Annotated in this window: 22 protein-coding genes and 1 pseudogene; 14 read left to right on the top strand and 9 right to left on the bottom strand. The window is 74.5% G+C overall.

The annotated features are described in order from the left end of the window. Positions 1-163 precede the first annotated feature (163 nt). Complete coding sequence (gene fdhD, locus ACFC0B_RS34945; protein ID WP_376095398.1) at positions 164-988, top strand: formate dehydrogenase accessory sulfurtransferase FdhD; 825 nt, start codon at positions 164-166, stop codon at positions 986-988. Here the strand turns inward: fdhD and ACFC0B_RS34950 are convergent. After that, positions 981-2,186, bottom strand: coding sequence for a macrolide family glycosyltransferase (locus ACFC0B_RS34950; protein WP_376095401.1), 1,206 nt, complete (start codon positions 2,184-2,186; stop codon positions 981-983). The genes fdhD and ACFC0B_RS34950 overlap by 8 nt on opposite strands. A gap of 126 nt (positions 2,187-2,312) precedes the next feature. Here ACFC0B_RS34950 and ACFC0B_RS34955 point away from each other — a divergent pair, with 126 nt between their 5' ends. Beyond that, positions 2,313-2,921 carry a TetR/AcrR family transcriptional regulator gene (locus ACFC0B_RS34955; RefSeq protein ID WP_376095404.1) on the top strand — a complete coding sequence of 203 codons (609 nt, stop codon included), beginning with the start codon at positions 2,313-2,315 and terminating at the stop codon, positions 2,919-2,921. Between the two features lie 13 nt (positions 2,922-2,934). On the opposite strand, the gene ACFC0B_RS34960 is transcribed toward ACFC0B_RS34955, so the two are convergent. The 4 genes and pseudogenes from ACFC0B_RS34960 to ACFC0B_RS34975 all read right to left on the bottom strand — a co-directional run bounded on the left by ACFC0B_RS34960 (position 2,935) and on the right by ACFC0B_RS34975 (position 7,959). Beyond that, entirely contained in the window at positions 2,935-3,306 is a 372-nt protein-coding gene (locus ACFC0B_RS34960) for a hypothetical protein (protein ID WP_376095407.1), read from the bottom strand. A 753-nt stretch (positions 3,307-4,059) separates the two neighbouring features. Further along, positions 4,060-5,202: pseudogene (locus tag ACFC0B_RS34965) on the bottom strand (diguanylate cyclase domain-containing protein); the annotation flags it as partial. A gap of 485 nt (positions 5,203-5,687) precedes the next feature. Further along, the gene (locus ACFC0B_RS34970; RefSeq protein ID WP_376095410.1) at positions 5,688-6,839 is read right to left on the bottom strand and encodes an adenylate/guanylate cyclase domain-containing protein; all 1,152 of its coding nucleotides are present in this window, start codon (positions 6,837-6,839) and stop codon (positions 5,688-5,690) included. 220 nt (positions 6,840-7,059) lie between these two features. Further along, positions 7,060-7,959: a biotin--[acetyl-CoA-carboxylase] ligase gene (locus ACFC0B_RS34975; protein WP_376095412.1), complete on the bottom strand. Its 900-nt coding sequence runs from the start codon at positions 7,957-7,959 to the stop codon at positions 7,060-7,062. A gap of 246 nt (positions 7,960-8,205) precedes the next feature. On the opposite strand from ACFC0B_RS34975, the gene ACFC0B_RS34980 reads away from it, so the two are divergent. From ACFC0B_RS34980 to ACFC0B_RS35005, 6 genes are all read left to right on the top strand, one after another. Continuing rightward, positions 8,206-9,795: an acyl-CoA carboxylase subunit beta gene (locus tag ACFC0B_RS34980; RefSeq protein WP_376095415.1), complete on the top strand. Its 1,590-nt coding sequence runs from the start codon at positions 8,206-8,208 to the stop codon at positions 9,793-9,795. 35 nt (positions 9,796-9,830) lie between these two features. Beyond that, a complete protein-coding gene (locus ACFC0B_RS34985) occupies positions 9,831-10,052 on the top strand; it encodes an acyl-CoA carboxylase epsilon subunit (protein WP_376095418.1) in 222 nt (73 codons plus the stop codon). A gap of 202 nt (positions 10,053-10,254) precedes the next feature. Further along, the gene (gene mmpB, locus ACFC0B_RS34990; protein WP_376095421.1) at positions 10,255-10,380 is read left to right on the top strand and encodes a morphogenic membrane protein MmpB; all 126 of its coding nucleotides are present in this window, start codon (positions 10,255-10,257) and stop codon (positions 10,378-10,380) included. A gap of 46 nt (positions 10,381-10,426) precedes the next feature. Continuing rightward, positions 10,427-11,026 (top strand): nucleoside triphosphate pyrophosphatase, encoded by a 600-nt coding sequence (locus tag ACFC0B_RS34995; RefSeq protein ID WP_376095424.1) that lies wholly within the window; start codon positions 10,427-10,429, stop codon positions 11,024-11,026. Positions 11,027-11,186: 160 nt separating this feature from the next. Beyond that, the gene (locus ACFC0B_RS35000) at positions 11,187-11,963 is read left to right on the top strand and encodes a hypothetical protein (RefSeq protein WP_376095427.1); all 777 of its coding nucleotides are present in this window, start codon (positions 11,187-11,189) and stop codon (positions 11,961-11,963) included. Positions 11,964-12,206: 243 nt separating this feature from the next. Continuing rightward, positions 12,207-13,979: an acetyl/propionyl/methylcrotonyl-CoA carboxylase subunit alpha gene (locus ACFC0B_RS35005; protein WP_376095430.1), complete on the top strand. Its 1,773-nt coding sequence runs from the start codon at positions 12,207-12,209 to the stop codon at positions 13,977-13,979. Positions 13,980-14,145: 166 nt separating this feature from the next. On the opposite strand, the gene ACFC0B_RS35010 is transcribed toward ACFC0B_RS35005, so the two are convergent. Both ACFC0B_RS35010 and ACFC0B_RS35015 read right to left on the bottom strand, forming a co-directional pair. Beyond that, entirely contained in the window at positions 14,146-15,117 is a 972-nt protein-coding gene (locus tag ACFC0B_RS35010) for a DeoR/GlpR family DNA-binding transcription regulator (RefSeq protein ID WP_376095575.1), read from the bottom strand. Between the two features lie 236 nt (positions 15,118-15,353). Continuing rightward, entirely contained in the window at positions 15,354-16,808 is a 1,455-nt protein-coding gene (locus tag ACFC0B_RS35015; RefSeq protein ID WP_376095433.1) for an NAD(P)H-quinone dehydrogenase, read from the bottom strand. 78 nt (positions 16,809-16,886) lie between these two features. Between ACFC0B_RS35015 and ACFC0B_RS35020 the strand changes: the two genes are divergently transcribed. Then, positions 16,887-17,324 (top strand): gamma-glutamylcyclotransferase, encoded by a 438-nt coding sequence (locus tag ACFC0B_RS35020; RefSeq protein WP_344331090.1) that lies wholly within the window; start codon positions 16,887-16,889, stop codon positions 17,322-17,324. Positions 17,325-17,333: 9 nt separating this feature from the next. Here ACFC0B_RS35020 and ACFC0B_RS35025 read toward each other — a convergent pair whose 3' ends face one another. Continuing rightward, a complete protein-coding gene (locus ACFC0B_RS35025; RefSeq protein WP_376095438.1) occupies positions 17,334-18,185 on the bottom strand; it encodes a hypothetical protein in 852 nt (283 codons plus the stop codon). A 185-nt stretch (positions 18,186-18,370) separates the two neighbouring features. Here ACFC0B_RS35025 and ACFC0B_RS35030 point away from each other — a divergent pair, with 185 nt between their 5' ends. Both ACFC0B_RS35030 and ACFC0B_RS35035 read left to right on the top strand, forming a co-directional pair. Next, a complete protein-coding gene (locus ACFC0B_RS35030; protein ID WP_376095441.1) occupies positions 18,371-19,192 on the top strand; it encodes a purine-nucleoside phosphorylase in 822 nt (273 codons plus the stop codon). Between the two features lie 303 nt (positions 19,193-19,495). Beyond that, positions 19,496-21,220: a phospho-sugar mutase gene (locus ACFC0B_RS35035; protein WP_376095444.1), complete on the top strand. Its 1,725-nt coding sequence runs from the start codon at positions 19,496-19,498 to the stop codon at positions 21,218-21,220. 60 nt (positions 21,221-21,280) lie between these two features. On the opposite strand, the gene ACFC0B_RS35040 is transcribed toward ACFC0B_RS35035, so the two are convergent. Beyond that, the gene (locus ACFC0B_RS35040; protein ID WP_376095447.1) at positions 21,281-21,967 is read right to left on the bottom strand and encodes a PH domain-containing protein; all 687 of its coding nucleotides are present in this window, start codon (positions 21,965-21,967) and stop codon (positions 21,281-21,283) included. Positions 21,968-22,097: 130 nt separating this feature from the next. Between ACFC0B_RS35040 and deoC the strand changes: the two genes are divergently transcribed. The 3 genes from deoC to ACFC0B_RS35055 are packed head-to-tail and all read left to right on the top strand — an operon-like array spanning position 22,098 to position 25,469. Further along, positions 22,098-23,084 (top strand): deoxyribose-phosphate aldolase, encoded by a 987-nt coding sequence (gene deoC, locus ACFC0B_RS35045; protein ID WP_376095450.1) that lies wholly within the window; start codon positions 22,098-22,100, stop codon positions 23,082-23,084. Between the two features lie 5 nt (positions 23,085-23,089). Next, positions 23,090-24,574 (top strand): aldehyde dehydrogenase family protein, encoded by a 1,485-nt coding sequence (locus tag ACFC0B_RS35050; RefSeq protein WP_376095453.1) that lies wholly within the window; start codon positions 23,090-23,092, stop codon positions 24,572-24,574. Further along, on the top strand, positions 24,567-25,469 hold the full coding sequence (locus tag ACFC0B_RS35055; protein ID WP_376095456.1) for an aldehyde dehydrogenase family protein: 903 nt from the start codon (positions 24,567-24,569) through the stop codon (positions 25,467-25,469). The genes ACFC0B_RS35050 and ACFC0B_RS35055 overlap by 8 nt, the downstream gene beginning before the upstream one ends. Positions 25,470-25,694: the final 225 nt, after the last annotated feature.

Consider the following 25,694-nt stretch of genomic DNA (forward strand, 5'->3'; position numbering starts at 1 on the left):
ACACCATCTCACCAGGTGAATGAAGATATGACAACCACCCCGGCGCGGTGGAACGTCGGCCACCACACCGGCCGGTCACCTGGATTTTCGGATATCCCGCCCGGTGGCGCACGCTGTGGGGGAGGCTGACGGCACGGTGCCGGGCGGAGAGGCGGACCAGGCGATGACGCGGGCGACGGCACGGCGGCGGGTGCTGCGGCTGCGCGGGGACGGGCGCACCACCCGGCCGGACGCGCTGGCCGCCGAGGAACCGCTGGAGATCCGGCTCGGCGGCGAGCCGCTCACCGTCACCATGCGCACCCCCGGCCAGGACTTCGACCTGGTGGCGGGCTTCCTGGTCGGCGAGGGCATCGTCCACGCCGCCGAGGACCTCGCCGCGCTGCGCTACTGCGCCGGCACCGACGAGAGCGGCGCCAACACCTACAACGTGGTCGACGCGACGCCGCGCGGCGGCGCCCGGGCGCTGCCGCTCTCCGCGCACCGCAACCTGCTCACCACCAGCGCCTGCGGCCTGTGCGGGCGGGACACCGTGGACGCCGTGCGCACCCACGTCCGCCACCCGGTCGGCGACGACCCGCTGACCGTCCCGCCCGCGCTGCTCTACGGGCTGCCGGACCGGCTGCGCGCCGCCCAGCGGACCTTCGACTCCACCGGCGGCCTGCACGCCGCCGGTCTGTTCGACGGCCGCAGCGGCGAGCTGCTCTGCGCCCGCGAGGACGTCGGGCGGCACAACGCGGTGGACAAGGTGGTCGGCTGGGCGCTGCGCGAGGGCCGGCTGCCGCTGACCGGGCACGTGCTGCTGGTCAGCGGCCGGGCCTCGTTCGAGCTGACCCAGAAGGCGGCGCTGGCCGGGGTGCCGCTGCTGGCCGCCGTCTCGGCGCCGTCCTCGCTGGCCGTGGACCTCGCCGAGGAGCTGGGCCTGACCCTGGTCGGCTTCCTGCGCGGCGAGGGCGCCAACGTCTACACCCGACCCGACCGGATCAGCTGAGCGGAGCCCGCCGCAGCTCCGCCTCGACGAGGTCCGCCGCCCGCGCCGTGCCGCCCTCGGCCCGGGCCTCGGCGCGCAGTGCGGCCAGCCGGTCGGCCACCTCCGGGTCGCCGACCAGCTCCAGCAGCGCGGCGCGCAGCGCGGCGGCCGTCGCGTCCTCGGTGTCCAGCCGGCGGGCCACGCCGAGCGCCACCAGCGAGTCCGCGTTGGCGAACTGGTCGACCGCCTGCGGCACCGCGATCATCGGCACGCCGTGGAACAGGCCCTCGCCGGCGCCGCCGGTCCCGGCGTGGGTGACGAAGGCGTCGGCCTGCGCCAGCACGTCGAACTGCGGCACCCACCGGTGCACCTCGACGTTGGCCGGCACCTCGCCCAGCGCGGCCGGGTCGGTGTGCTGGCCGATCTGCAGGACGACGTGCCAGCCCGGCAGGCCGCCGAAGGCCTCCACGCACGCCCGGTAGAAGGCCGGCCGGTCGGTGAAGGCCGAGCCGAGCGAGACCAGCAGCACCTTCTCCGCGCCTTCGGGCCGCTGCCAGCGGCCCTGGTGCGAGCGGTCGCCGAAGCACTGGCCGACGAAGGTGATCCGCCCGGTGTCGACCCGGTCCGCGTTGGGCTGCAGGGCCCGCGGGATCAGGGCGAGCGCGCGGTCGGGGCGGTTCTTGAAGCGGTCGACGTCCCGGACGGCCGCGCCGGTGTCGGCCAGCCAGTCGCCGAACCGCCGGTAGTGCTCGGGGCCGCCGGGGCCGGTGCGGAGCGCCTCGAAGAGCTCGGCCATGTCCTGCTCGAAGCCCTCCCAGCCGACCATCGTGGGCGAGAGCTGGACCAGCGGCACGCCGTGGGCCTCGGCCACCGCCCGCGCGGCGAAGGCGCCGATGTCGTGGAGCACGAGGTCGGGCCGGTCCTCGGCGAAGAGCTTTTGCAGGACGGGGGTCATGGCGACGGCGTCGTCGAGGAAGACGTCCTGGACCGCGACCGGGTCCTCCGGCCACCCCGAGGGGTCGTCGGCGAGCGGCAGCGCCGTCGGGTACGGGACGAGCGCGGCCCCTGCGGCGGCGACGGTCCCGGCGAAGGACGGGTCGTTGACGTAGCTGACCCGGTGGCCCCGGGCGACGAGCTCGGCGATCACGGCGAGGCTCGGGTTGACGTGGCCGTGGGCCGGGATGGAGGCCATGACGATGTGGGCGGAGCGGCGGGTCATCGCGGTGTTCCCCTCGATAGTGCGAGACGAGACGTTTCGTCTCGCTGATGCCCCATAAGAATGCGCCCCCCGGAGGGCGCTGTCAAGACGATACGCATCGTCTCGTCGACTCGTAGGATGGCGCCCATGGCCAGACAGCAGAGCGCCCCCGACCCCAGCCGCCGCAACGAGCAGAGCCGCTCCGCGATCCTCACCGCCGCCGGCGAGCTGGTCGCCGAGATCGGCTTCGGCAAGCTCACCATCGAGAAGATCGCCGCCCGCGCGGGTGTCGGCAAGCAGACCATCTACCGCTGGTGGCCGTCCAAGGGGGCCGTCGTCTTCGACTCCTTCCTCGCCGCCAACGAGAACGCCTCCGGCAGCCTGGCCCTCCCCGACAGCGGAGACCTCGACGAGGACCTGCGGACCCTGCTGCGGGCCACCGTCCTCGAACTCGCCGACCCCGCCTTCAACCGGACCGGACGCGCGCTCGCCGCCGAGGTGCTCACCGACCCCGAGCTGCTGCGCGAGTACCGCGAACGGCTGCTGGACCCGCTGCTGGAGGTCACCCGCGACCGCCTGCGGGCCGCCCGGGAGGCCGGGCGGCTGCGGGCGGACGCGGACCTCGACCTCGCCGTCGAACTCCTCTACGGTCCGCTGTACTACCGCTGGCTGCACGGGCTCGGCCCGCTCGACGCCGACTACGCGGACCAGGTGGCGGCGGCCCTGCTGGCCGCGTTCGGCACCACCGGCGGCTGAGCCGCGCCCGGGCTCAGGACCGGTTGCGGCGCCGCAGCAGCAGCACCACGGCGATGACCGCCACGATCACCACCAGCACCACGACGGCGCCGATGATCAGGGCCAGGAACTTACCGAGGCCCTTCTTTTTCTTCTTCTTCGACTTGTCCTTGGCCAGCTGGGCGGTGGCGTGCCGGTCCGCCGACACACCGGTCCGACCGGCCTGCGCCGCGTGGACGGCGCCGCCGGCCACCGAACCGCCGGACGGCGCGCCGTCCACCGCCGTGCCCACCGCCGTGCCCACCGCCGCCGTCCGCGGCGCGGCCACCGCCGCCGAGGCCGCCGGAGCGGCGGCCAGCGCGGTGCCGCCGAAGGCGAGCACCGCGGAGAGAACCAGACCCGTCAACCGAGCGCGCACAGGAATCAACCCCCGACATCCGACCCGGCGGCGCCCCGACGGCCCGCCGACCGCCGACACCCTCCCACGCGCGCCCCGCCGCGCCCACCCCCGCGACCGGACCGCGACCCGCTCGGGACGGACCGGTCACCGAAGCGCCACACTCCCCCGGCCGGACCCTCAGCCCTCCGGCGGGGAGGCCGGGCCGGCCAGGGCCACCGCGGCCAGGGCGCGCAGCGCGGAGGCCACCTGCCCGAGCGGCAGGGTGGCGTCGTCGGCGAACAGCTCCAGCAGCCAGCCGCCCGCCGCGTTCTGGCCGCCGGCCGCGACCATCCCGCGGTAGCCGGAGACCACCAGCATCGCCTCCTCCGCCGGGTCGTTGCCCGCGGCGCCCGCGCGCAGCGCGAAGGACCCGCCGCGCACGGCCCGCCGCGTCATCGGGTAGTGGCGCAGGTCGAAGACGGCGTCCGGGGCCTCGATCTGGGCCCGCTGGGTCTCCGCCCGGGAACTGCTCGGCCCGCTGGTCATCCGGTAGACGGCGTGCCGGGCGGTGCGCATCAGCTGCGAGCCGGGCGGCACGTACGAGATCCACCAGCCGACCGCGTCCAGCAGCCGGGCCGAGGTCTCGGCCACGATCGTGAGCTTGCCGATGGTGTCGGCCGGGTGCACGGCCCGCACCGCGCCCTGCCGGTCGAGCGCGGTGAGCACCGCCGTCAGCAGCTGCCCCGGGTCGGCGCTGTGCGCGGCACCGCGGAACCGCCGCCGGTCCCCGGCCCCGGCCCGGCCGCCGGGGCGGAACCGGCCGTCGCCGCGGTGCTGCGGCTCGGCGGCGTCGGCGAGCAGCACCGTCGGGTCGGGGGCGAACCCGGGGCCGTGGCTGCGGCCGGCCACCACGGGGTGCGCGGCCCGGGCGGCCTTGGCCCGGTACTGGGCGGCGTCGGCGAGCCGGAACAGCCGGTCGGGGGTGGTCACGGGGCCGATCGAGTCACCGGTGGAGGCGACCCCGCAGGCCACGCCCTCGCCCTCGGCCAGGGCCAGCGCCCGGGCACACAGCTCCTCGGCGACGGCCACCACCTCGTCCGCCTTCTGCCCCTCGACCAGCAGGCAGAACTCGTCCCCGCCGAGCCGGGCCGCGAGGCTGCCGGGGAGCTTGGCGGCGGCCAGCGACAGCTGGTGGGCGAACCGTTCCAGCAGCCGGTCGCCGACCTCGTGCCCGAGCTGGTCGTTGACCCGCTTGAGGCCGTTGACGTCGCAGACCACCAGGGAGACGACGGTGTTGTCCCGGTTGTGCGCGGCCAGCGCGTTCTCCAGCCGGGCGTCCACCGCGCGCCGGTTGGCGAGGCCGGTGAGCGGGTCGGAGAAGGCGAGCCTGCGCAGGTCGGCGAGGCGTTCGGTCTGGGCGAGGCCGGCCGAGATCTGGGCGGCCAGCAGGGTCGCGTAGTCGGCGTCGGCGTCGGTGAAAGCGGCCGTTCCGGCGGTCCGGGCGAGGTAGAGCTCGCCCCAGGCCTGCCCGTGCAGCACGATCGGCGCGACCACGCAGCAGGCCCGGCCGCGCCGGCGCAGCGCGGCAGCGCGCTCCTGGCAGTACGCGCCCGCGGTCGGGTGCGCGTGCCCGGCGTGCGGCTGGCTGTTGTCGGCCGTCTGCACCCAGGCGCGCGGCAGCCGTCCGGTGGTCCAGCGCTCCTCCAGGTACGTGACGATCTCGGGGAAGTCGGCCACCGGGTAGGACTCGTCCTCGGGCAGCTCCTCCTCACCCGGGGCGAGTTCGCCGTGGTTGACCAGGACCCGCAGTCGGCCGGACTCGCGGTCCCAGACCGAGACGGCGGACATCGTCGCGCCGAGCGCCACGGTGGCGCGGGCGGCGGCGGCCCGGACGGCCTCCAGCGGGGTGAGCGCGCCGGCCATGTCCTGGGCGAGTTCGACCACGGCCCGCAGCCGCGCGTCGGTGGCCGGGGCTCCCCCGCCGGCCGTCCCCGCCCCGGGCTCGGGGACGGCGGGCGGCGGCTGCTGGGCCCGGCCGCGGTCCGTCATGATCGCCTCACTGCTCACCGGCTCGCCTCGCTCCCTGTGCTCGGTCCTGCTGGTGGTCCGCCCGGACGCCCGCGTCGGCGGGCGGGGGCCGTACCCGCGCCCCGACCGCTCTCCTACCCGTCCGGCGGCACCGCCCCACGGCCGATCGCACCGAGGCGCCTGCACCCAGACTATGGCGGTTTCGTTCGGTTATGCCCCGTTTGCGGCTCGGCACCCGCAAGACCGCGCGGCCGTCCGCCGTTCGGCGTGTCGCGGCGCGTCACGGTGTGTCACCGGCGCGGCCCGGGCGGGAGCGCGGTCCCCGGCGGGCGGGGCGCGGGGGCGGCGCGCGGGTGTGGGCGCGCGCCAGTCGGTGCGCGCTAGTCGGTGCGCGGCCGCCGGGAGAGCAGCCAGGGCTCGACCAGCCCGAGCCCGCGCACCGGCCGGCGCCACATCGGCTGCAGGTGGAACCGGTGCGCCGCGTCCGGCCCCGGCGCCGACGGGCCGGGCGGCGGCATCCCGGCCGCCGCCGACAGCGCCTCGGCCAGCCCCGGGCCGTCCGTGTCGGCCGGCGCGACGCTGCCGTTCTGCTCCAGCGCGGCCGCGAACTCGCCGTCGATCAGCACCGCGTCCTTGGGCGCGATCGAGGTGAGCCGGCTGGCCAGGTTGACCGTCGTGCCGAACACGTCGCCCATCCGCGAGGTGACCGCGCCGAAGGCCATGCCGACCCGCAGCGCGGGGATGGTGTCGTCCTCGGCCAGCGCCTCGATGAGGCCGAGCGCGATCCCGGCGGCGGTCACCGGGTCCTCGGAGACGAAGAGGATCTCGTCGCCGAGCGTCTTGATCACCCGGCCGCCCTGGCCGGCGATGAGGTCGGAGCAGGTGTTCTCGAAGGTCTCGACCAGCTCGCCGAGCTCCTCCTCCTCCAGCCGCCGCGACAGCCGGGTGAAGCCGACCAGGTCCGCGAAGCAGACGGCGAGCCGGCCGCTGGTGATCTCGTGGTCCTCGGCGGCCTGCACCACCCGGCCGGTGACCGCGGCCAGCTGCCGCCGCCAGACGTACACCAGGAACTGCTCCAGCTCCGGCAGCAGCAGCTCGACCAGCGGGTACGCGACATCGGCACGGGTCAGGCCGGGTTCGACGGACTGGGTGAGGTTCTCCAGGAAGGTGTCCATCTGCCAGCCCGCCAGCCGGGCCGTGGTCTGACCGGTGGACCGGGCCACCTGGATCGCCATCGACTCGCTCAGCAGGCCCGACTCGACCAGGCCGGCCAGCCGGCGCAGCGCGATCACGTCGCCGTCGGTGAGCGCCCGGGACTGCCCGATGTCCGGGAAGCCCATCGCCCGCCAGAAGCGGGTGGCCAGCTCCATCGGGACGTCGGCGGCCCGGGCGGCCTGGTAGGGGGTGTAGCGGCGGGGCGCGTCCAGGATCAGGCGTTCGAGGTCGAGGGCGACGGTCTGGTCGTCGGAGCCCGCCGGGCCGCCGTTTCCTCCGGCGCCGTTGCCGCCGCCGTTGCTGCCGTCCTCTGCCACCGGTCCGTCCCCGTGCGGTCGCCGCACTCGCCTCGTGTCCTGCGTGTCCGGCGCACCCGCCACCCGGCGGGCAGTGGCGCGCCTCACACTGCTGCCAGGTGGAATGTTCGCACGGAATCACGCGATCCGGGGCATCCGCCCGGGTCAAGGGGAGGTAAGGGGACGCACGGGGCGCCCGTCCGGCGCACGGCACCGGCGCCCGCCGGGCGCGCGGGGGTGGCTACCTCGCGACGCGCGGCTCCGGGCGCACGTGGACGACGTCGCCCGCGCCGACCGCCTGCCGGGCGCCGTCCGGGGTGCGGACCACCAGTCGGCCGTCCCCGTCCACCGCGACGGCCTCGCCGCGCAGCTCGCGGTCGCCGGGCAGCAGCACCTTCACCTGGCGGCCCAGCGTGGTGCAGCGGGCCGCGTAGGCGCGCAGCAGGCCGCTGGTGTGCGGGTCCCCGGCGGCGGCCGTCCACTCCCCGTACAGCTCGGCGAACTCGCGCAGCAGGGCGCGCAGCAGGGTGGACCGGTCGGTGACGGCGGCGCCGGCCAGGGCGAGCGAGGCGGCGGTGGGCACGGGCAGTTCGGCGGCCCGCAGCGAGACGTTGAGGCCGAGTCCGGCGACCACCGCCCCGCCGCCCAGCTCGGTGAGGATCCCGCCGAGCTTGCGCTCCGCGCCGTCGACCTCCACCTGGAGGTCGTTGGGCCACTTCAGGCCGACCTCGACCTCGGCGACCCGGCTCAGCGTGCTCGCGGCGGCGACGCCGACCAGGATCGGCAGCCAGCCGTACCGTTCGACGGGCACCCCGTCCGGGCGGAGCAGGACGGAGAGGAAGAGGCCGGAGCGCGCGGGGGCGCTCCACTGCCGCTCCAGCCGGCCGCGTCCGGAGTTCTGGGCCTCGGCGACCAGCACCGCGCCCTGCGGGGCGCCCTCGCGGGCGCGGGCGGCGAGATCGGTGTTGGTGGAGCCGGTCTCCTCGACGACGTCGATCGAGGTCCAGAGCCCGCCGGGGCGCAGCAGGTCCCGGCGCAGCCCGGCGGCGTCCAGCGGCGGGCGGTCCAGGTCGGTCCACGGGGACGGCCCGGCGTGGCCGAGGCCGCGCAGTCCGCTGCGGCGGGGGGTGTCGGAGGTCATGCGGCTCACCCTAAGTCGGGTGGCCGCCCGGTGGCCGCAGGCCGCCCCATCGTCCCCCACAACGGGCGCCGACACACTGTGTCGCTGGCCATAACGGTGGAGCGTTACGTCGGACCCTCCGCGCTGGCTACGCTACCCAACGGTAGTTCGTTGTGCCGCCCTGCACCCCTCGTCCGCGCCGGCCCCACCCGGCCCGCGCGCCCTCGAAAACAGGTCGCGGCCCAGGATGCAGGGAGAGCCACCGGAATGACCGAGGCGCCGCACGACCCGCACACCACCGCCGGAAAGCTCGCCGACCTCCGGCGCAGGATCGACGAGGCGGTGCACTCCGGCTCCGCCAAGGCGGTGGAGAAGCAGCACGCCAAGGGCAAGCTGACGGCCCGCGAGCGGGTCGCGGAGCTGCTGGACGAGGACTCCTTCGTCGAGTTCGACGAGTTCGCCCGGCACCGCTCGACCAACTTCGGCCAGGAGCGGAACCGGCCCTACGGGGACGGCGTGGTGACCGGCTACGGCACCGTCGACGGCCGTCAGGTCGCCGTGTTCGCCCAGGACTTCACCGTCTTCGGCGGCTCGCTCGGCGAGGTGTTCGGCGAGAAGATCGTCAAGGTCATGGACTTCGCGCTGAAGACCGGCTGCCCGGTCATCGGCATCAACGACTCCGGCGGCGCCCGGATCCAGGAGGGCGTGGTCTCGCTCGGCCTGTACGGCGAGATCTTCCGCCGCAACGTGCACGCGTCCGGGGTGATCCCGCAGATCTCGCTGATCATGGGCCCCTGCGCGGGCGGCGCGGTCTACTCCCCCGCGATCACCGACTTCGTCGTGATGGCCGACCGGACCTCGCACATGTTCATCACCGGCCCCGACGTGATCAAGACCGTCACCGGCGAGGACGTCGGCATGGAGGAGCTGGGCGGCGCGCGCACCCACAACACCAAGTCCGGCAACGCCCACTACCTCGCCGCGGACGAGAAGGAGGCGGTCGAGTACGTCAAGAGCCTGCTGTCGTACCTGCCCTCCAACAACCTCTCCGACCCGCCGTCCTTCCCGGAGGAGGCGGACCTGTCCGTCACCGACGAGGACCTCGAACTGGACACCCTGGTGCCGGACTCGGCGAACCAGCCGTACGACATCCACCGGGTGATCGAGCACGTCCTCGACGACGGCGAGTTCCTGGAGACCCAGCCGCTGTACGCGGGCAACATCGTCACCGGCTTCGGCCGGGTCGAGGGCCATCCGGTCGGCGTCGTCGGCAACCAGCCGATGAACCTGGCGGGCTGCCTGGACATCGCCGCCAGCGAGAAGGCCGCGCGGTTCATCCGCACCTGCGACTCCTTCAACATCCCGGTGATCACCTTCGTCGACGTGCCCGGCTTCCTGCCCGGCACCGAGCAGGAGTGGGACGGCATCATCCGCCGCGGCGCCAAGCTGATCTACGCCTACGCCGAGGCGACCGTGCCGCTGATCACCGTGATCACCCGCAAGGCCTTCGGCGGCGCGTACGACGTCATGGGCTCCAAGCACCTGGGCGCCGACCTCAACCTGGCCTGGCCGACCGCGCAGATCGCCGTGATGGGCGCGCAGGGCGCGGTGAACATCCTGCACCGGCGGGAGATCGCCGAGGCCGAGGCGGCCGGGAACGCCGAGGAGAAGCGGGCCGAGCTGATCGCCTCCTACGAGGACACCCTGCTCAACCCGTACCTGGCCGCCGAGCGCGGCTACGTGGACGCCGTGATCGCGCCGAGCGAGACCCGCCGGCACATCGTCCGCGGGCTGCGCGCGCTGCGCGGCAAGCGCGAGGTGCTGCCGCCGAAGAAGCACGGCAACATCCCGCTGTAGTGGTTCCGCGCAGGAGGATCGCGAGAGGATTGAGCATGGCCCCGATCCACGTGCTGCACGGGCAGCCGACCCCCGAGGAGCTGGCCGCCGTCCTGGCGGTGGTCCAGGCCCGGGCCGCCGCCGCGCAGGCCGCCGCCGAGGCCGCCCGCCGCGCCGGCGCCGGCCCGGGCTCCGCCTGGAACGACCGCGCGCGCCGGATGCGCGCCACCCCGCGCCCGGGCGTCAACGCCTGGCGCACCTCCGGCTGGGCCGGGTAGGGCGGACGCCGCCCCGGCACCGCACCACGGCCGGCGAGGGCCGCCCCGGGCACCCGCCCGGGGCGGCCCTCGCCGCTGTGCGCACGCGGGCACGGGCTCCGCGCGGGCCCGCGCCGCCATAAGCCCGGATTGCCCCGAAACCCCCGAAACCTGAGTACGGATACTCAGGCGCCCCACCGGCCCGCCGGAGCACCCTGGAACGATGCTCTGGTCAGACCCCCGCGACGAGCCCTCCCCGGAAGCCCGGCGGATGCAGCGCAAGCTGCACCGGGCCGGGTACGTGCTCGCCGCCCTCGCCCTGCTGATCGCCGTCCTGCTGATGATCTGACGATCACTGGACGACCGCCCCGGGGCCTCCCTCTACCCTGGTGGGCATGACCGACCGCCGCACCCTCGTCCTCGCCTCCGCCTCCCCCGCCCGCCTCGGGCTGCTGCGCCAGGCGGGCCTCGACCCGAAGGTGGTGGTCAGCGGCGTCGACGAGAACGCGCTCACCGCCCCCACCCCCGGCGAGCTCGCGCTCGTCCTCGCCGAGGCCAAGGCCGCGGCCGTCGCCGCCGGCCTCACCGGCGGCGAACTGGTCGTCGGCTGCGACTCCGTGCTGGAGCTGGACGGACTGGCCCTCGGCAAGCCCGCCGACGAGGCCGAGGCACTGACCCGCTGGCAGTCGATGCGCGGCCGGGCCGGCGTGCTGCGCACCGGCCACTGCGTGATCGACACCGCCACCGGCCGTCGGTCCTCCGCCACCGCCTCCACCACGGTGCGCTTCGGCACCCCGGACGACGCCGAGGTCGCCGCCTACATCGCCACCGGCGAACCGCTGCGCGTGGCGGGCGCGTTCACCCTGGACGGCCGCTCGGCGCCGTTCGTCGAGGGCATCGACGGCGACCCGGGCAACGTCATCGGCCTCTCCCTGCCGCTGCTGCGCACGCTGCTCGCCGAGGTGGACGTCCGGATCACCGACCTCTGGGCCTGACCACCCCGCCACCTGACCACCCCGCCAACGACCGTCGACGGTGCGCCAAACAGCGGCGCAATTGTCGCCAACCACCCTGTTGATAACCTCATTTGATGCACGCTAGTGGAGCGTCCGGACGACATCGCCGCTCCGGAGCGACGGGGGAGGTGGCGAGCGGATGACCGACAGTCTGCTCAACGTGCTGCTGGGCCTGGTGGCCAGCGCGATCAGCGCCGCACTCGGCTGGCTCGGCCAGAGCCTGCGCCGAAGACGCCGGCTCGACCGGGCCAGGGCCTTCCTCGGCCTGCCCGCCGGCAGCGAGTGCCTGATCGTGGTCAACCGCAGCATCGGCACCGGCGCCCACCACCGGACGGTCACCCGGCGCGACGCCTACGCGCTGATGGAACTGGCCGCCCTCGTGAAGGAGTGCGGCGCGCACGCCGACCTGGTGGCGCACGACGCCGCGCCGCGCGGCCTCGGCACCAGGACCGAACTCTGCTTCGGCGGCCCCGTCTCCAACGAGCGGATGGCCGCCCACCTGGCCTGGGGCCTGCCCGGGGTGACGATCTCCAGCGACCACGCCGTCCTGGACAACACCATCACCGTCGGCGGCCGCTCCTACGCCGCCGACCCGGAGGCCGGGGAGTACGTCCTGCTGGCCCGGCTGGCCACCCCCGGGGACGGCCGCCCCGTCTTCCTGATCTCCGGACAGACCGGCATCGCCAACCACGCCGGCGTCCGCCACCTGGTGACCCACCACCGCCGGCTGGCCCACCGCTACGGCACGGACGGCACCTTCGCCCTGCTGCTCAAGGTGGTCAACCCGGCCGCCTACGGCCCCGACGTCGTCGAGCAGGTCGCCGACGTCACCGACCGGGCCCTGGAGCGCGGACCGACCCCGCCGGGCGCGCCCGCGCCGGGCGCACCGGCCCCCGCGACCGCCGCCACCGCTTGAGCCCCGCTCGCGGCGCGGCCGGGTGTGGCCAAGCCCACCGCCGCGCCACGCCGCGCCCGTCACCGAGCGCGCACGCCGGGCCGCCGTGACCGCACCCGCCACCACCTGCGAGGACTCCCGTCGGGCCGCCCACCGCCCGCCCGGGCGCATCACCCTCCGTGTGGGATAGTTCACAACCTGGGGCTACTCGCCGGTACTGCCCAGGAATCCATAAACTCAACGAGGTTCAAGAAGGGAGCCACAGTGCGCAAGGTGCTCATCGCCAACCGCGGGGAAATCGCCGTCCGCGTCGCCCGTGCCTGCTCGGACGCCGGTATCGCCAGCGTCGCCGTCTACGCCGAGCCGGACCGGGATGCGCTGCACGTCCGCGCGGCCGACGAGGCTTACGCGCTGGGCGGCGACACCCCCGGCACCAGCTACCTGGACATCGCCAAGGTCCTCCAGGCCGCCGCCGACTCGGGTGCGGACGCCGTCCACCCCGGTTACGGCTTCCTGTCGGAGAACGCCGACTTCGCCCAGGCCGTGATCGACGCGGGCCTCACCTGGATCGGCCCGCCGCCGCAGGCCATCCGCGACCTCGGCGACAAGGTGACCGCCCGGCACGTGGCGCAGCGCGCCGGTGCCCCGCTGGTGGCCGGCACGCCGGACCCGGTCTCGGGTGCCGACGAGGTCGTCGTGTTCGCCCGGGAGCACGGCCTGCCGGTCGCCATCAAGGCGGCGTTCGGCGGCGGCGGCCGCGGCCTGAAGGTCGCCCGCACGCTGGAGGAGATCCCGGAGCTGTACGAGTCCGCGGTGCGCGAGGCGGTCGCCGCCTTCGGGCGCGGCGAGTGCTTCGTCGAGCGCTACCTGGACAACCCGCGGCACGTCGAGACCCAGTGCCTGGCCGACAAGCACGGCAACGTGGTGGTCGTCTCGACCCGTGACTGCTCGCTGCAGCGCCGGCACCAGAAGCTGGTCGAGGAGGCGCCCGCGCCGTTCCTCACCCCGGAGCAGAACGCCGAGCTGTACCGGGCGTCGAAGGCCATCCTCAAGGAGGCCGGCTACGAGGGCGCCGGGACCTGCGAGTTCCTGGTTGCGCTGGACGGCACGATCTCCTTCCTGGAGGTCAACACCCGTCTGCAGGTGGAGCACCCGGTCACCGAGGAGGTCACCGGGATCGACCTGGTCCGCGAGATGTTCCGGATCGCCGACGGCGAGGAGCTCGGGTACGACGACCCGGAGGTGCGCGGCCACTCGTTCGAGTTCCGCATCAACGGCGAGGACCCGGGCCGCAACTTCCTGCCGGCGCCGGGCACGGTGACGCTGTTCGCGCCGCCGTCCGGTCCGGGCGTGCGGCTGGACTCGGGCGTGGAGACCGGTTCGGTGATCGGCCCGGCCTGGGACTCGCTGCTGGCCAAGCTGATCGTGTCCGGCCGCGACCGCAAGCAGGCGCTGGAGCGGGCGAAGCGCGCGCTGGCGGAGTTCAAGGTCGAGGGCATGGCCACGGCCATCCCGTTCCACCAGGCGGTCGTCGCCGACCCGGCGTTCGCGCCGGAGGTGCACGGCGGTGACGGGCCGTTCAAGGTCTTCACCCGGTGGATCGAGACCGAGTTCGACAACACCATCCCCGCGTTCGCCGGTGCGGCCGGCGAGGGCGAGGAGGCCGAGGGCCGGGAGACCGTGGTCGTCGAGGTCGGCGGCAAGCGGATCGAGGTCTCGCTGCCGTCCTCGCTGGGCGTCTCGACCGCTCCGGCGGCCGGTGCGGGGGCCGCGAAGGCCAAGCGCCGGGTGGGTGCGAAGAAGGCCGGTTCGGCGGTCAGCGGTGACGCGCTGGCGTCGCCGATGCAGGGCACCATCGTCAAGGTCGCGGTCGAGGAGGGCCAGGTCGTCGCGGAGGGCGAGCTGATCGTCGTCCTGGAGGCGATGAAGATGGAGCAGCCGCTGAACGCGCACAAGGCGGGCACGATCGTCGGCCTCAAGGCCGAGGTCGGGGCGAGCGTCTCCAGCGGCGCGGCGCTCTGCGAGATCAAGGACTGACGCCTCCCGCGTCGTCCGCCGCCGGTCCGTACACCTTCGGGTGTGCGGACCGGTCGCGTTCTCGGCGGCGGTGCGGGCGTTCCGGATCGTGCGGGTCGTACCTGGTACGGGTCGTACCTGGTGCGGGTCGTACCTGGTGCGGGTCGTACCTGGCGCGGCCGGGCGGTCAGCGCCCGCGCGGGAGGCCGAGTTCGGCGAGCCTGGCCGGCAGCGGACCGCCCGGGCCGGCCGGGCCGCCGGGGCCGTGCACGCCCGGGCGGCGCTGGCCGGGCAGCGGGGCTCCGCCGCCGGGCGGCGGCGGGACGGCGCGGCGGGCCATCGGGCCCGGCTGGGTCTGGTGGACCGGGCCGCTGCCGGTCCCGTGCACCGGGGCGTCGCCGGACGGCGGGGAGCCGAGCGGGGCGAGGTCGATCTGCACGCCGCAGTCGGCGAGCGCGTCGAGCTCGCGGGCGGTGGCGTCGTCGGCGGTGGCGTGCTCGTCGGTGACCAGGCGGGTGATGGCCTCGGTGGGGACGGTCTGGAACATGCTGTCCGCGCCGAGCTTGGTGCGGTCGGCGAGGATGATCACCTCGGCGGCCGACTGCACCAGGGCCCGGTCCACGCTCGCGGAGAGCATGTTCGTGGTCGACAGACCGCGTTCGGCGGTCAGTCCGCTGCCCGAGATGAAGGCCTTGGTGACCCGCAACCCGTGCAGGGACTGCTCGGCGCCGCTGCCGACGAGGGCGTAGTTGGAGCCGCGCAGGGTGCCGCCGGTCATCACCACCTCGACCCGGTTGGCGTGCGCGAGCGCCTGGGCGACCAGCAGCGAGTTGGTCACCACGGTCAGCCCGGGCACCCGGGCCAGGCGCCGGGCGAGTTCCTGGGTGGTGGTGCCGGCGCCGACCACCACGGCGTCGCCCTCCTCCACCAGGCCGGCGGCGAGATCGGCGATGGCGCTCTTCTCGGCGGCGGACAGGTGGGTCTTCTGCGGGTAGCCGGGTTCGCGGCTGAAGCCGCCGGGGAGCACCGCGCCGCCGTGCCGGCGGTCGAGGAGCCCTTCTGCCTCCAGGGCCCGTACGTCGCGGCGCACGGTCACTTCGGAGGTCTGGACGACGCGGGCCAACTCCCGGAGCGAGACCGCTCCGTTGGCGCGCACCATTTCGAGGATCAACTGGCGACGTTCTGCTGCAAACACAGAACCGACGGTAACCTGCGTGACCGTCTGCTTTCAGGCGTTTGCTGCTAGTAGCGGGAATTGCTCACGGCGGAGCGGCGCGTGACCGTACAATGCGCGCCGTCGGTGATCCGGGACTGCGCCCGCCGTCCGGGTGACGCCCGGGAACGCGCGGAGGGCGGTCGCCGACCGGCGACCGCCCCCAACTGAGCGCCCTGGACTCAGGATTCGCCCGATTCGCGCTTGCGGATGTGGAGCTGGCGGGCGGCCTCGGCGGTGGAGCCGGAGACCGACGGGTAGACGGTGAAGGCGCTGGCCACCTGTTCGACGGTCAGATTGGCGTCCACCGCGAGCGAGATGGAGTGGATGAGCTCGCTGGCGCGCGGGGCGACGACCACGCCGCCGACCACGATGCCGGTGCCGGGGCGGCAGAACAGCTTCACGAAGCCGTCCCGGATGCCCTGCATCTTGGCCCTCGGGTTGCCGCGCAGCGGGAGCTTGACCTCGACCGCGTCCATCGTGCCGCACTCCACGTCGGCGGCGGTGTAGCCGACGGTGGCGATCTCGGGGTCGGTGAAGACGTTGGAGGCCACGGTCTTGAGGTTCAGCGGCTGCACCGCGTCGCCGAGCGCGTGGTACATGGCGATCCGGCCCTGCATGGCCGCCACCGAGGCGAGCATGAAGACGCCGGTGCAGTCGCCGGCCGCGTAGACGCCGGGGGCGCTGGTGCGGGAGACCCGGTCGACCTGGATCTGGCCCCAGTCGTTGAGCTTGACCCCGGCCTCCTCCAGGCCCATCTCGGCGGTGTTGGGGATCGAGCCGACCGCCATCAGGCAGTGGGTGCCCTCGATCACGGTGCCGTCGGAGAGGGTGACCTCGACCGTGTCCCCGATGCGCTTGGCACTCTCGGCCCGCGAGCGGCTCATCACGTTCATGCCGCGGCGGCGGAAGACCTCCTCCAGCACCTCGGCGGCGTCCGGGTCCTCGCCCGGCAGCACCCGGTCGCGCGAGGAGACCAGGGTGACCCTGGAGCCCAGCGCCTGGTAGGCGCCGGCGAACTCGGCGCCGGTGACGCCGGAGCCGACCACGATCAGCTCGCGCGGCAGCTCCTCCAGGTCGTAGACCTGGGTCCAGGTGAGGATCCGCTCGCCGTCGGGCTGGGCGTCGGGCAGCTCGCGCGGGTGGGCGCCGGTGGCGATCAGCACGGCGTCGGCGCGCAGCGACTGGACGCTGCCGTCGGGCGCGTCCACCAGCACCTCGCGGGAGCCGTCCACGGCCTGCCCGCCGGTGCCGAGCCGGCCGCGGCCGCGCAGCACGGTGACGCCGGCCCGGGTGACGGACTGGGTGATGTCGTGGGACTGCGCGATGGCCAGGCGCTTCACACGCCGGTTGACCTTGCCGAGGTCCACGCCGACCACCCGGGCCGGGCTGTCGATGTGGGGGGTGTCGTCGGCGACGATGATGCCGAGTTCCTCGTACGAGCTGTCGAAGGTCGTCATCACCTCCGCCGTCGCGATCAGCGTCTTCGACGGCACGCAGTCCGTGAGCACCGCCGATCCGCCCAGGCCGTCGCGGTCGACGACGGTCACCTCCGCGCCGAGCTGGGCGGCGACGAGCGCCGCCTCGTAGCCGCCGGGTCCGCCACCGATGATCACGATCCGAGTCACGTCAACCATTGTCCCGCACGCCGGGAGCACTGCCACGCCGGGGTCGGGGCTTCTGTCGGATCGGCCGGTGAACGTAGGCTTCCCCCCATGCCCCTTTACGCCGCGTATGCCACCAACCTCGATGCCCGGCAGATGACCCGCCGCGCTCCGCACTCGCCGCTGCGCGGCACCGGGTGGCTGTCCGGCTGGCGGCTCACCTTCGGTGGCGAGCACCTCGGCTGGGAGGGCTCGCTCGCCACGGTGGTGGAGGACGAGAAGGACCAGGTCTTCGTCTCGCTGTACGACGTGGCGCCGATGGACGAGGAAGGGCTGGACCGCTGGGAGGGCGTCCAGCTCGGCATCTACCGCAAGATCAAGCTGCGGGCGCAGACGCTGGACGGCGACGTGCCGGTCTGGACGTACGTGCTGAACGACTACGAGGGCGGCCTGCCCGCGGCCCGCTACCTGGGCCTGATCGCGGACGCGGCGGAGAGCGCCGGCGCCCCCGACGACTACGTGCTGGACCTGCGCCGCCGGCCCTGCTGAGACCCGGTCTCAGGAGGGCCGCCCCCAGGCCCCGGCCGTGCCGGCCAGGGCCGCGGCCACCCGCGCACGCCGCACCGGGTCGGTGCGCAGCGGGTTGGCGAGTTCGACGTGGAGCCAGGTGGCGCCGAGGCCGGCGGCGAAGCGGCCCTGGACGTTGGTGGTGCCCGCCAGCCGCCCGCACGTCTCCCGCCAGGCCCGGCAGACCGTCAGCCCGGCCGCCTCCAGCCCCGCCGCCGTGCGCTCGGCGGCCTCGCCGGCCGCCCCGGCGCCGCTGGAGACCACGGCGTCCGCGCCGGGCAGGCTGCTCCCGCCGAAGCCGTGCAGTTGGAGGCCGGGCAGTCCGCGCGCGGTGAGGGCCTCGACGACCTCGGCGAAGACGGTGTCCCGGCAGTGGGCGACGTCCGCCGATCCGTCGGCGCCGGCCCGCCGGTGGGCGCCGGCGAGGACGAGCACGCCGCCGGGCACCCACTGGAAGAGTTCGGCGCCGAGGAGCTCGGTGCGGCTGTCGGCGACCGGGTGCGGGACCTGGGCGGACCAGCCGGCCCGGGTGGAGAGGTCCAGGTAGACCCGGCCCCAGCCGCGCGGGTCCGCGCCGGAGGCGTCGGCGATCTCGGCGGTGCGGCGGCCGCTGACCACCTCGGTGAACTCGGTGAGCCGGTAGCCGGCGCCGGCCAGCAGCCGGTCGGCCCGCTCGGGGCGGCCGTCGACGGCCGCCCGGACCCCGTCGGCGACGGCCCGGCGACGGGCGGCGTCCGGGACGGCGTACGCGCCGAAGGCGAAGGCGGCGGTGTAGGCCTCGACGCGGGCGGCGAGGTCCGCCGGGTGCCGAGAGTGACCGGGGCTTCCCTGATCCGGGACCATGACGGGACAGGATAGGCCGGTTCGCCCCGCGCGGGGCTGAGGCCCGGCCGGGCGCGCCCCGGTTCGCGGCGGGGCTCCGGGGCCCGGCGCCGGGAGCTGTGGGTTCAGGCCATCCGGGTAACGATCCGGCACGTCGTACCAGGATTTTCTACGCGCGTAGCCGTTTCCCGTCTATCCTCGGACACGTGAACGCATCTCCTCAGTCGGTCGTCTCCGCCGACCCCTACGCCGCCGCCCAGGCCGCCGCCGAGCGCCTGCGCGAGCTGACCGGTGCCGAGCGCCACGACGTCGCCCTGGTGATGGGCTCCGGCTGGGTGCCGGCCGCCGACGCCCTCGGCGAGACCGTGGCGGAGTTCCCGGTCACCGACCTGCCGGGCTTCCCCGCCCCCGCCGTGGCCGGCCACGCCGGCACGATCCGCTCGGTGAAGATCGGCGAGAAGCGCGCCCTGATCTTCCTCGGCCGCAACCACTACTACGAGGGCCACGGCGTCGCGACCGTCGTCCACGGCGTGCGCACCGCCGCCGCGGCCGGCTGCGGGATCATCGTGCTGACCAACGGCTGCGGCGGCCTGCGCCCCACCTGGCGCCCCGGCCAGCCGGTCCTGATCAGCGACCACATCAACCTGACGGCCGACTCGCCGATCGTCGGCGCGAACTTCGTCGACCTCACCGACCTCTACTCCAAGCGGCTGCGCGAGCTGTGCCGCGAGGTCGACCCGACCCTCGACGAGGCCGTCTACGTCCAGTTCCGCGGCCCGCACTACGAGACCCCGGCCGAGGTCAACATGGCCCGGGTGATCGGCGGCGAGCTGGTCGGCATGTCCACCACCCTGGAGGCCATCGCGGCCCGCGAGGCCGGCGCCGAGGTGCTGGGCATCTCCCTGGTCACCAACCTGGCCGCGGGCATGACCGGCGAGCCGCTCAACCACGCCGAGGTGCTGGAGGCCGGCAAGGCCTCCGCCGAGCGGATGGGCGCGCTGCTGGCCAAGGTCCTGGAGCGGATCTGACCCCGGCACGGGTGCGAACGGCATGAACGGCGGGGCCCGGGGCGGGTGTGATCCGGTGATCACACCCGCCCGCGGGCCCCGTCCGCGTCTGCCGGCCCGACACGCCCCACCGGGCCGGAGGCACCGCCGCACCGCCGCCGCGCCGTACGTTTCGTCCCGTCCCGGCCGGGCACCGCGCCCGGCCGCGGCCGCCCCTCCGCGCCCGTCCCCTCACGCCCGTCTCCCCCGGCCCGTCCCACCGGGCCCGGGCCGGGGCACCCTCCCCGGCCGACCACCGACGCACTTCCCGATGGAGCTGCAGCCATGACGCAGGCAACCACCACCGACCTCCTCGCCCGGGCCCGCACCTGGCTCGCCGAGGACCCGGACCCGCAGACCCGTGAGGAGCTCGCCGCGCTGCTCGCCGCCGCCGAGGACCCCGAGGCCGACGCGACGGCCAAGCTCGCCTGGGCCGACCTGGCCGACCGCTTCTCCGGCCGCCTCCAGTTCGGCACCGCCGGCCTGCGCGGCGAGCTCGGCGCCGGACCGATGCGGATGAACCGCGCCGTGGTGATCCGGGCCGCCGCCGGCCTGGTCTCCTACGTCAGGCAGCAGGGCCTCGGCGACCTCGTGGTCATCGGCTACGACGCCCGCCACAAGTCCTACGACTTCGCCCGCGACACCGCCGCCGTGGTGGTCGGCGCCGGCCTGCGCGCCGCGCTGTTCCCGCGCCCGCTGCCCACCCCGGTGCTCGCCTTCGCCGTCCGCCACCTGGGCGCGGCCGCCGGCGTCACCGTGACCGCCAGCCACAACCCGCCGCAGGACAACGGCTACAAGGTCTACCTGGGCGACGGCTCGCAGATCGTGCCGCCGGCCGACGCGGGCATCGCCGCCCGGATCGACGCGATCGGCTCGCTCCACGAGGTCCCGCTCGCCGCGAGCGGCTGGGAGACCGTGGACGAGTCGGTGGTCGAGGCGTACCTGGACCGCGCCGCCTCCATCGTCGACCCGCACAGCGCGCGCGACCTCTCCGTCGTCTACACCCCGATGCACGGCGTCGGCCGCGACACCTTCCTGGCCGCCCTGGACCGGGCCGGCTTCCCCGCGCCCACCGTGGTCGCCGAGCAGGCCGAGCCGGACCCGGACTTCCCGACCGTCTCCTTCCCCAACCCGGAGGAGCCGGGGGCGATGGACCTCGCCTTCCGCACCGCGGCCTCGGCCGGCCCGGACATCGTCATCGCCAACGACCCCGACGCCGACCGCTGCGCGGTGGCCGTCCCGGTCAACGGCGACGCCGCGGGCGGCGGGCAGGGCGCGCACGACTGGCGGATGCTGCGCGGCGACGAGGTCGGCGCGCTGCTGGGCGCCGCGCTGGTCGCCAAGAAGGCCGTCGGCACCTTCGCCACCACGATCGTCTCCTCCACCCTGCTCGGCCGGATCGCCGAGGCCGCCGGGCTCGGCTACGCCGAGACCCTCACCGGCTTCAAGTGGATCTCCCGCGCCGACGGCCTGCGCTACGGCTACGAGGAGGCGCTCGGCTACTGCGTCGACCCGCAGGGCGTGCGCGACAAGGACGGCATCACCGCCGCCCTGCTGGTCGCCGAGCTCGCCGCCACCCTCAAGCGCTCCGGCCGCACCCTGGGCGACCTGCTCGACGACCTGGCGCTGGAGCACGGCCTGCACGCCACCGACCAGCTCTCGGTGCGCGTCGAGGACCTCTCGCTCATCGCCGACGCCATGCGCACCCTGCGCGAGCAGCCGCCCACCGCGCTGGCCGGCCTCACCGTGACCCGCGCCGACGACCTCACCGCCGGCTCCGCCGACCTGCCGCCCACCGACGGCCTGCGCTACCACCTGGCCGGCGACGCCGTCCGCTCGGCCCGCATCGTGGTCCGCCCGTCCGGCACCGAGCCCAAGCTCAAGTGCTACCTGGAGGTCGTCCTCCCGGTCGCCTCCGCCGCCGACCTCGCCGCCGCCCGCGCCCGGGCCGCCGAGCTGCTCGCGGCGGTCAAGCGCGACCTGGCCGCGGCCGCCGGCATCACCGTCTGACGGTCCCGGTACGCGGAAGGGGCCCGCCGGTTCGGCGGGCCCCTTCGTCGTGCTCCGTCCTCAGACCGCGATCACCGTGATCAGGGCGACCAGGCCGGCCAGCGTCGGGGCGATGATCCACCAGCACCAGCGGACCTCGACCGGGCCGGCGGCGTCGGGGTGCGAGGCGTTGCGCTCGGCCATCTCCTGGAGGATGCCGACCACCTGGTCGGACCAGGCCCGGGTGGGGTCCGCCGAGCCCTGCACCCCGGGGCCGGACGGCGCGGAGCCCTGGCCGAAGACCATGCCGAGCCGGGAGACGTGCTGCGGCCGGCCGGCCCGGTCCTGGGCGCGGGCCGCGCGCTTGCGCTGGCGCAGCGACACCGGCACCGCCCACACCTGGAACTTGCGGCCGTCGGCGAGCAACTCCACCGAGTAGCCGGCGCGCAGCGCGTCCACGGACGCCCAGGGCGCGGTGATGGTGCGCAGCGGGTTGCGCACCACCAGGCGCCGCGCGTTGGCGCGCACGGCGGGGCGCAGGGTGTAGGCGACCACCGGGAGGGCGAAGACCGGGACGGCGGCCAGCGACACCCACGGCGTCTTGCCGGTGCCGTTCAGGGCCGCGTCCCCGATCAGCCACCCCGCCACGGCCAGCAGCAGCACGCCGGAGATCACGCCGGGAACGGAGCGGTACACGCGGTCGGCGTACACGGGCTCGCCATCGGAGCCGGCCGGGCCCTGGTGGGGCCTGCCGTCGGAATCGGTCATGCCGACGATTCTGCCCCATGCCCCCCGGGATCCACAGGGGTGGCGATCACACCGCCAGGTCTCGGTCCGGCATCGATGCGTTGCGGCCCTAGCGGTTGACTACGCGCGTAGATATGCTGGTGTGGTGACTATGTCCACTCTTGCAGCCAACGCCCCGGGCGTCGCGGGCAGCGGTCTCGCGGACGTCGCGGCGTCCGAGGCCTCGCTCCGCCGCTTCCTGCACGGCCTGCCCGGTGTCGACCAGGTCGGCCTGGAGGCGCGTGCCGCCACGCTCGGTACCCGCTCGATCAAGACCACGGCCAAGGCGTACGCCATCGACCTGGCCATCTCGATGATCGACCTGACCACGCTGGAGGGCGCGGACACGGTCGGCAAGGTGCGCGGTCTGTGCGCCAAGGGCAGGAACCCCGACCCGACCGACCCGACCACCCCCCGCGTCGCCGCGATCTGTGTCTACCCGGACATGGTCGCCACCGCGAAGGCCGCGCTGCAGGGCACCGGCATCCAGGTCGCCTCCGTCGCCACCGCCTTCCCGGCCGGCCGCGCCGCGCTGCCGGTCAAGCTCGCCGACACCGCCGACGCGGTCGCCGCCGGCGCCGACGAGATCGACATGGTCATCGACCGGGGCGCCTTCCTCTCCGGCCGGTACCTGGACGTCTTCCAGGAGATCGTCGCTGTCAAGGAGGCCTGCCGCCGCCCCGACGGCAGCTCCGCCCACCTCAAGGTGATCTTCGAGACCGGCGAGCTGCAGACGTACGACAACGTGCGCCGGGTCTCCTGGCTGGCGATGCTGGCCGGCGCCGACTTCATCAAGACCTCCACCGGCAAGGTCGCCGTCAACGCGACGCCGCCGGTCACCCTGCTGATGCTGGAGGCGGTCCGCGACTTCCGCGCGGCCACCGGCGTCCAGGTCGGCGTGAAGCCCGCCGGCGGGATCCGCACCACCAAGGACGCCATGAAGTACCTGGTGATGGTCAACGAGACCCTCGGCGACGACTGGCTGAGCCCGCACTGGTTCCGCTTCGGCGCCTCCAGCCTGCTCAACGACCTGCTGATGCAGCGCCAGAAGCTGACCACCGGACGGTACTCCGGCCCCGACTACGTGACGGTGGACTGATCACCATGGCCAAGAAGAAGAACACCGAGGAGCCCGCGGCCCAGAAGCCGGCGGGCGGCCTCTTCGCGTACGCCCCGGCGCCCGAGTCGCCCGCCGCGGCCGGCGACATCGCCGCCTCCTACGGCCACTTCATCGGCGGCGAGTTCGTCGACTCCTCCGGCAGCGAGGCGCTGAAGACGGTCAACCCGGCCACCGAGCAGGTGCTCGCCGAGTTCGCCCAGGGCACCGAGGAGGACGTCGACCGCGCCGTCGCCGCCGCCCGCAAGGCCTTCGCCGACTGGTCGGCGCTGCCCGGCAGCGAGCGCGCCAAGTACCTGTTCCGGATCGCCCGGATCATCCAGGAGCGCAGCCGCGAGCTGGCCGTGCTGGAGTCGATCGACAACGGCAAGCCGATCCGCGAGACCCGCGACGTCGACCTGCCGCTGGTCGCCGCGCACTTCTTCTACTACGCGGGCTGGGCCGACAAGCTGGACCACGCCGGCTTCGGCCCGAACCCGAAGCCGCTGGGCGTGGCCGGCCAGGTCATCCCGTGGAACTTCCCGCTGCTGATGCTGGCGTGGAAGATCGCCCCGGCGCTGGCCACCGGCAACACGGTCGTGCTGAAGCCGGCCGAGACCACCCCGCTGACCGCGCTGCGCTTCGCCGAGATCTGCCGCCAGGCCGGTCTGCCGAAGGGCGTCGTCAACATCGTCACCGGCGACGGCCGCACCGGCGCCGCGCTCACCGCGCACCCGGACGTCAACAAGGTCGCCTTCACCGGCTCCACCCCGGTCGGCCGGGCGATCGCCAAGCAGGTGGCCGGCACCCGCAAGAAGCTGTCGCTGGAGCTGGGCGGCAAGGCCGCCAACATCGTCTTCGACGACGCGCCGATCGACCAGGCCGTCGAGGGCATCGTCAACGGCATCTTCTTCAACCAGGGCCACGTCTGCTGCGCGGGTTCGCGCCTGCTGGTCCAGGAGTCGGTCCAGGACGAGCTGCTGGAGGCGCTCAAGCGCCGGATGGGCACCCTGCGGGTCGGCGACCCGCTGGACAAGAACACCGACATCGGCGCGATCAACTCCGCCGAGCAGCTGGCCCGGATCACCGCGCTGACCGAGGCCGGCGAGGCCGAGGGCGCCGAGCGCTGGTCGCCCGCCTGCGAGCTGCCGGGCAGCGGCTTCTGGTTCCGGCCGACCGTCTTCACCGGCGTCAGCCAGGCCCACCGGATCGCCCAGGAGGAGATCTTCGGCCCGGTGCTGTCGGTGCTGACCTTCCGCACCCCCGCCGAGGCGGTCGAGAAGGCCAACAACACCCCCTACGGCCTCTCCGCCGGCATCTGGACGGAGAAGGGCTCGCGCATCCTCTGGACCGCGAACCGGCTCAAGGCCGGCGTGGTCTGGGCCAACACCTTCAACAAGTTCGACCCGACCTCGCCGTTCGGCGGCTACAAGGAGTCGGGCTACGGCCGCGAGGGTGGCCGGCACGGTCTGGAGGCCTACCTCGATGTCTGATGTCGTGAGCCGTCTTGATGTCCTCAAGACCTACAAGCTGTACGTCGGCGGGAAGTTCCCGCGCTCCGAGAGCGGGCGGGTGTACGAGGTGACGGACGCGAAGGGCGAGTGGCTGGCCAACGCCCCGCTCGGGACCCGCAAGGACGCCCGAGACGCGGTCGTGGCCGCCCGCGCGGCGGTCAAGGGCTGGGCCGGCACCACCGCGTACAACCGCGGCCAGGTGCTGTACCGGGTCGCCGAGATGCTGCAGGGCCGGCGCGAGCAGTTCGCCGCCGAGGTGGCGCTCTCCGAGGGCATCGGCCCGAAGAAGGCCGCCGCCCTGGTGGACGCCGCGATCGACCGCTGGGTCTGGTACGCCGGCTGGACCGACAAGGTGGCCCAGATCGCGGGCGGCGCCAACCCGGTCGCCGGCCCGTACTTCAACCTCTCCACCCCGGAGCCGACCGGCGTGGTCGGGATCGTCGCCCCGCAGGCCGGGTACGGGCACTCGCTGCTCGGCCTGGTGTCGGTGATCGCCCCGGCGATCGCCACCGGCAACACCGTGGTGGTGGCGGCCGCGGCCGACGCCCCGCTGCCCGCGCTGTCCCTGGGCGAGGTGCTGGCCACCTCGGACGTCCCGGGCGGCGTGGTCAACCTGCTGTCCGGCCGGACCGCCGACATCGCGCCGACCCTGGCCTCCCACCAGGACGTCAACGCCCTGGACCTCACCGGCGCGATCGCCGCCGACGGTCCCGGCGCGGCGGGCGCGCTGGAAGCGCTGGCCGCGGATACCCTGAAGAGGGTGATCCGCCCGGACCTGGACCCGTTCGCCCAGGACTGGACGAATACTCCCGGAACGGACCGGCTACTCTCGTTCCTGGAGACCAAGACGGTTTGGCACCCGATGGGTATCTGACCACCCGGTCCCCGCAGCGGCTACACTCCGTAACCGCGAGTCGGTGACACAACTCCACAGACTGGCCGTCCCCCGTGCCCTCTCCCCCCCAGGGCCCGGACGGTCACAGGACGGACCCGCGCCTCTCCCCCCCTGGCGCGGGTCCGTCGACTTTCGTCGCCGCACCGCCCGACTTTCGACGCTCCCGCCGCCCCGCACCGCCCGGCCAGACTGGGCCGGCACGCG

This window comes from Kitasatospora sp. NPDC056184 (genome assembly GCF_042268405.1).
GTDB lineage: Bacteria > Actinomycetota > Actinomycetes > Streptomycetales > Streptomycetaceae > Kitasatospora.